At 59.3% G+C, this 5,185-nt stretch carries 4 protein-coding genes; 3 read left to right on the top strand and 1 reads right to left on the bottom strand.

The window, feature by feature from the left end:
• Positions 1–69: 69 nt before the first annotated feature.
• Positions 70–2,742: a DNA gyrase subunit A gene (gyrA, locus tag ACK41V_RS23230; protein ID WP_409785982.1), complete on the bottom strand. Its 2,673-nt coding sequence runs from the start codon at positions 2,740–2,742 to the stop codon at positions 70–72.
• 224 nt (positions 2,743–2,966) lie between these two features.
• Here gyrA and ompA point away from each other — a divergent pair, with 224 nt between their 5' ends.
• The 3 genes from ompA to ACK41V_RS23245 all read left to right on the top strand — a co-directional run bounded on the left by ompA (position 2,967) and on the right by ACK41V_RS23245 (position 5,101).
• Positions 2,967–3,611 carry an outer membrane protein OmpA gene (gene ompA, locus ACK41V_RS23235; RefSeq protein WP_409785984.1) on the top strand — a complete coding sequence of 215 codons (645 nt, stop codon included), beginning with the start codon at positions 2,967–2,969 and terminating at the stop codon, positions 3,609–3,611.
• A 94-nt stretch (positions 3,612–3,705) separates the two neighbouring features.
• Positions 3,706–4,416: a bifunctional 2-polyprenyl-6-hydroxyphenol methylase/3-demethylubiquinol 3-O-methyltransferase UbiG gene (gene ubiG, locus ACK41V_RS23240; RefSeq protein WP_409785986.1), complete on the top strand. Its 711-nt coding sequence runs from the start codon at positions 3,706–3,708 to the stop codon at positions 4,414–4,416.
• 19 nt (positions 4,417–4,435) lie between these two features.
• On the top strand, positions 4,436–5,101 hold the full coding sequence (locus tag ACK41V_RS23245) for an HAD-IA family hydrolase (RefSeq protein ID WP_409785988.1): 666 nt from the start codon (positions 4,436–4,438) through the stop codon (positions 5,099–5,101).
• The last annotated feature ends 84 nt before the right edge of the window (positions 5,102–5,185 follow it).

Raw genomic sequence — 5,185 nt, forward strand, 5'->3', positions numbered from 1 at the left:
GTAGCTCTGTATTTAATAGCATGGCAATTCGGCGAGTCCCTGCTTGCCGTAATTGCCATGCGGGGTCGGTCAGGCGTCCGGTGGCTCGGGGGTCTCTGCTGCGGGGCCGTTGTCAGTGCCAGAGGCATCTTCGCCCCCGGATTCTGCTTCGATCACGTTAGCGTCGTTTTCAACAATGCGTTGCAGGCCGCTCAACTGCGAGCCTTCGTCCAAGGCGATCAGCGTCACGCCCTGCGTGGCGCGGCCCAGTTCACGAATTTCCGAAACCCGGGTACGCACCAGCACACCCTTGTCGGTGATCAGCATGATCTCGTCGTCGGCATGCACCAGGGTGGCCGCGACGACCTTGCCGTTGCGCTCGCTCTGCTGGATTGCGATCATCCCCTTGGTGCCACGACCGTGGCGCGTGTATTCGGTGATGTTGGTGCGCTTGCCGTAGCCGTTTTCGGTGGCGGTGAGCACGCTTTGTGTTTCGTCTTCGGCCACCAGCATGGCGATCACACTCTGGGTATCTTCCAGCATCATGCCGCGCACACCGCGGGCCTGGCGGCCCAAGGGGCGCACGTCGTTTTCGTCAAAGCGCACGGCTTTGCCGCCGTCGCTGAACAGCATCACGTCATGCTGGCCGTCCGTCAGGGCCGCGCCAATGAGGTAGTCGCCGTCGTCCAGGTTGACGGCAATGATGCCGCCCTTGCGCGGGTTGCTGAATTCGTCGAGCGCGGTCTTCTTCACGGTGCCCATGCTGGTGCCCATGAAGACAGAGCGGTCGGCCGGGTAGGTGCGCATGTCGCCCGTGAGCGGCAGCACCACGTTGATCTTCTCGCCGTCCTGTAGCGGGAACATGTTGACGATGGGGCGGCCCCGCGAGCCGCGCGAGCCGGCCGGCACTTCCCACACCTTGAGCCAATACAGGCGGCCCCGGTTGGAGAAGCACAGGATGTAGTCGTGCGTGTTGGCGATGAAAAGCTGATCGATCCAGTCGTCTTCCTTGGTCGCCGTGGCCTGCTTGCCGCGTCCGCCGCGCTTTTGCGCGCGGTATTCGGACAGGGGCTGGCTCTTGATGTAACCGGTGTGGCTGAGCGTCACCACCATGTCGGTGGGGGTGATCAGGTCTTCCGTCGACAGATCCTGAGCGCTGTATTCGACGATGCTTCGGCGTGCGCCCAGCTTGTTCTGGCCAAATTCGGTCTTGATGGATGTCAGTTCGTCGCCAATGATGGTCGAAACACGCTCAGGCTTGGCCAGGATGTCCAGCAGGTCTTCAATGACCGCCATGACTTCCTTGTACTCGGCCACGATCTTGTCCTGCTCCAGGCCCGTGAGGCGCTGCAGGCGCATCTGCAGGATTTCCTGGGCCTGCGTTTCCGACAGGCGGTACAGGCCGTCTTGGCCCATGCCGAATTCCTTCTCCAGCGAGTCGGGGCGGTAGTCGTCGGCGCTGATCACGCCGCCGTCGGCACGCGTGCGGGTGAGCATCTCGCGCACCAGCTTGCTGTCCCAGGGGCGGGCCATCAGCTCGGCCTTGGCCACCGGTGGGGTAGGAGCGTTGCGGATGATGGCAATGAAGTCGTCGATGTTGGCCAGCGCAACGGCCAGGCCTTCCAGCACATGGCCGCGGTCGCGGGCCTTGCGCAGTTCGAACACCGTGCGGCGGGTGACCACCTCGCGGCGGTGCTGCAGGAAGACGCTGATCAGGTCGCGCAGGTTGCACAGGCGGGGCTGGCCGTCGATCAGCGCCACCATGTTCATGCCGAAGGTGTCCTGCAGCTGCGTTTGCTTGTACAGGTTGTTGAGCACCACCTCGGGCACTTCGCCGCGCTTGAGCTCGATCACCAGGCGCATGCCCGACTTGTCGGACTCGTCCTGGATGTGGCTGATGCCTTCGATCTTCTTCTCGTGCACCAGCTCGGCCATGCGCTCCTGCAGCGTCTTTTTGTTGACCTGGTAGGGCAGCTCGTCGACGATGATCGCCTGGCGCTGGCCCTTGTCGATGTCCTCGAAATGGCACTTGGCGCGCATGATCACGCGGCCGCGCCCGGTGCGGTATCCGTCCTTGACGCCGTTGATGCCGTAGATGATGCCGGCCGTGGGGAAGTCGGGCGCAGGGATGATCTCCATCAATTCGTCGATGGTGACATCCGGGTTGCGCAGCATGTGCAGGCAGGCGTCCACCACCTCGTTCAGGTTGTGCGGTGGAATATTGGTGGCCATGCCCACAGCAATGCCGGAAGAGCCATTGACCAAAAGATTGGGCAACTTGCTGGGCAGCACGATGGGCTCAGTCAAGCTACCGTCGTAATTCGGGCCGAAGTCGACGGTTTCTTTGTCGATGTCGGCCAGCATTTCGTGGGCGATCTTGTCCAGTCGGATTTCGGTGTACCGCATGGCAGCGGCGTTATCACCATCGACCGAGCCGAAATTGCCCTGGCCATCAATCAACGGATGGCGCAAACTGAAGGGCTGCGCCATGCGCACGATCGTGTCGTAGATGGCCGAATCACCATGGGGGTGGTACTTACCCATCGTCTCGCCAACTGCCTGAGCACTCTTTCGGTACTTGCTGTTGTAGTTGTTGCCCATCTCGTGCATGGCATACAACACGCGCCGATGTACCGGCTTCAAGCCGTCTCGTGCGTCGGGCAGGGCCCGGCCTACGATCACGCTCATCGCGTAATCGAGGTAACTGCGCCGCATCTCTTCTTCGAGGCTGATCGGCAAGGTTTCTTTGGCAAACTGGGTCATTGGGGACTGCGGTGGCGGCAAAGGAGAGTCATTCTAGGGGCAAGACCGTGTAGCGACTGCGCAACATATGGACGCAATTCAGGTTTTGTCCTACGGGCCCAAGGCCGGTGCCCCCGCTTTTGCCCTGTTACGTATGGCACAATCGTTTGAACGCTTTGGGTGATGGTCACTCCAAGCGTCCTGATTCGCAGCGCGGCTGCGGCTTTTTCCCCAAGAGGAGAACCATGAAGAAACTGAACAAAGTGGCGATGTTGTTTGCCTCTGCAGCGCTCGCAACCGCCGCAGGCGCACAAACTGTTGACAACTGGAGAAACGCTTCTGGCGTGGTCTGGAAAAACGGTACCAACGAATACTGCTGGCGCAATGCCAACTGGACGCCTGCTACGGCTGCTCCAGGCTGCGATGGCGCTATCGCCGCCGCACCAGCTCCCGCTGCTGCTCCAGCACCCGGCGCTGCTCCAGCACCCGCTGCAGCTCCAGCACCCGCTGCAGCTCCAGCACCCGCTGTGGCCACCAAGGTGACTTACGCTGCTGACGCATTCTTTGACTTCGACAAGTCGGTGCTGAAGGCAGAAGGCAAGGCCAAGCTGGACGACTTGGTTTCCAAGGTCAAGGACATCAATCTGGAAGTCATCATTGCCGTGGGTCACACTGACTCCGTGGGCTCCGATGCTTACAACCAGAAGTTGTCGGTTCGCCGTTCCGAAGCCGTCAAGGCTTACTTGGTGTCCAAGGGCATCGAAAAGAACCGCGTCTACACCGAAGGCAAGGGCGAGAAGCAACCAGTTGCAGACAACAAGACTGCAGAAGGCCGCGCCAAGAACCGTCGCGTTGAAATCGAAGTGGTCGGTACCCGCGCTTCCAAGTAATTTTCGAATTACTTCAGAAAAAAGCCCCGGTGACGGGGCTTTTTTGCGTCTGGCGCTACCTGTCGATCAACTTCATTCGTGGACAATCATCAGCATGAGCGACATTGTTAATGCAGATCCGGCCGAACTGGCCAAGTTTTCAGCCCTGGCCCACCGGTGGTGGGACCCTGAGAGCGAGTTTCGCCCGTTGCACCAAATCAATCCGTTGCGTTTGGAATGGATCAATGGGCTGAGTGGACTTCAGGGTAAGCGTGTACTGGACGTTGGCTGTGGCGGAGGCATCCTTGCTGACTCCATGGCGCGCAAGGGTGCCGATGTACTAGGCATTGATTTGGCAACCAAGGCCCTGCGCGTTGCACAGCTGCATGCATTGGAAGCGCAAACAAGCCATGTCGAGTACCGGGAAATCAGCGTTGAAACACTGGCCCAAGAGCAGCCTGCGAGCTTTGATGTGGTGACTTGCATGGAGATGCTAGAGCATGTGCCCGACCCTGCATCGGTAGTGCAAGCCTGTTCAGAGTTGGTCAAGCCGGGCGGGTGGGTGTTTTTTTCCACCATCAACCGAAACGCCAAGGCGTTTATGTTGGCCATTGTGGGGGCCGAATATGTTCTGAACATGCTGCCCCGAGGGACCCATGAATACGCAAAAATGATCCGCCCCAGCGAACTTGCATCCAGTTGCCGTGCGGCAAAGCTGGATATTCAGCACACGCGCGGGCTTGAGTACAACCCGCTGACTCGCCGCTATTGGCTCAGTGCGGATACCAGTGTGAACTATCTTGTCGCGACGCGCCGCGCTGCTTAACGTCTTTCCGTCTACATATATGTTTAGCAATATTCGTGCGGTTCTGTTCGATCTTGACGGTACGCTTATAGACAGTGCCCCCGACCTGGGAGCTGCCGCCGACAAAATGCGAACGGATCGAGGTCTTCCTTCATTACCGCTGGAACGCTATCGACCCATGGCGGGCGCCGGTGCTAGAGGGATGCTGGGAGAGGCATTCAGTATGACGCCGGATCATCCGGAGTTCGCCGCGATGCGAGAAGAGTTTTTTTTGAACTACGAGTCGCAGATGACGACTCGCACACTCGTTTTCGAAGGCGTTGCAGAACTGGTTGAAAAAATATTGCATCGCAACATGGTTTGGGGTGTCGTCACCAACAAGGCAGCGCGTTTCACCGATCCGCTCACCCGTGCCATTCCGTTGTTTGTGAGTGCAGGGGCGGTTGTGAGTGGGGACACCACACCCCACGCAAAGCCGCATCCTGCGCCTTTGTTAGAAGCTGCGTCGCGCTTGAACATTGCGCCTGATCAATGCATCTACGTTGGTGATGACGAGCGCGACATTGTTGCGGGGCTCGCTGCAGGGATGAGCACTGTGGCTGCAACCTATGGATACCTGGGTGTTAAGACGAACCCGATGGAATGGGGGGCGCACGCCACAATTAAATCTCCGGTGGAGCTCTTGCAATTGCTCAGCCGCACCTAAAATAGAAGGTCTGGGGCTGTCCTGGTTTCGACGTGGGTTCGGAATCGGCGTGGTGCATGTCGAGCTTGAGTCACGCTCGTAAAT

Origin of the sequence: Acidovorax sp. (assembly GCF_046291265.1) — a bacterium.
In the GTDB taxonomy this organism is placed as follows: domain Bacteria; phylum Pseudomonadota; class Gammaproteobacteria; order Burkholderiales; family Burkholderiaceae_C; genus Acidovorax.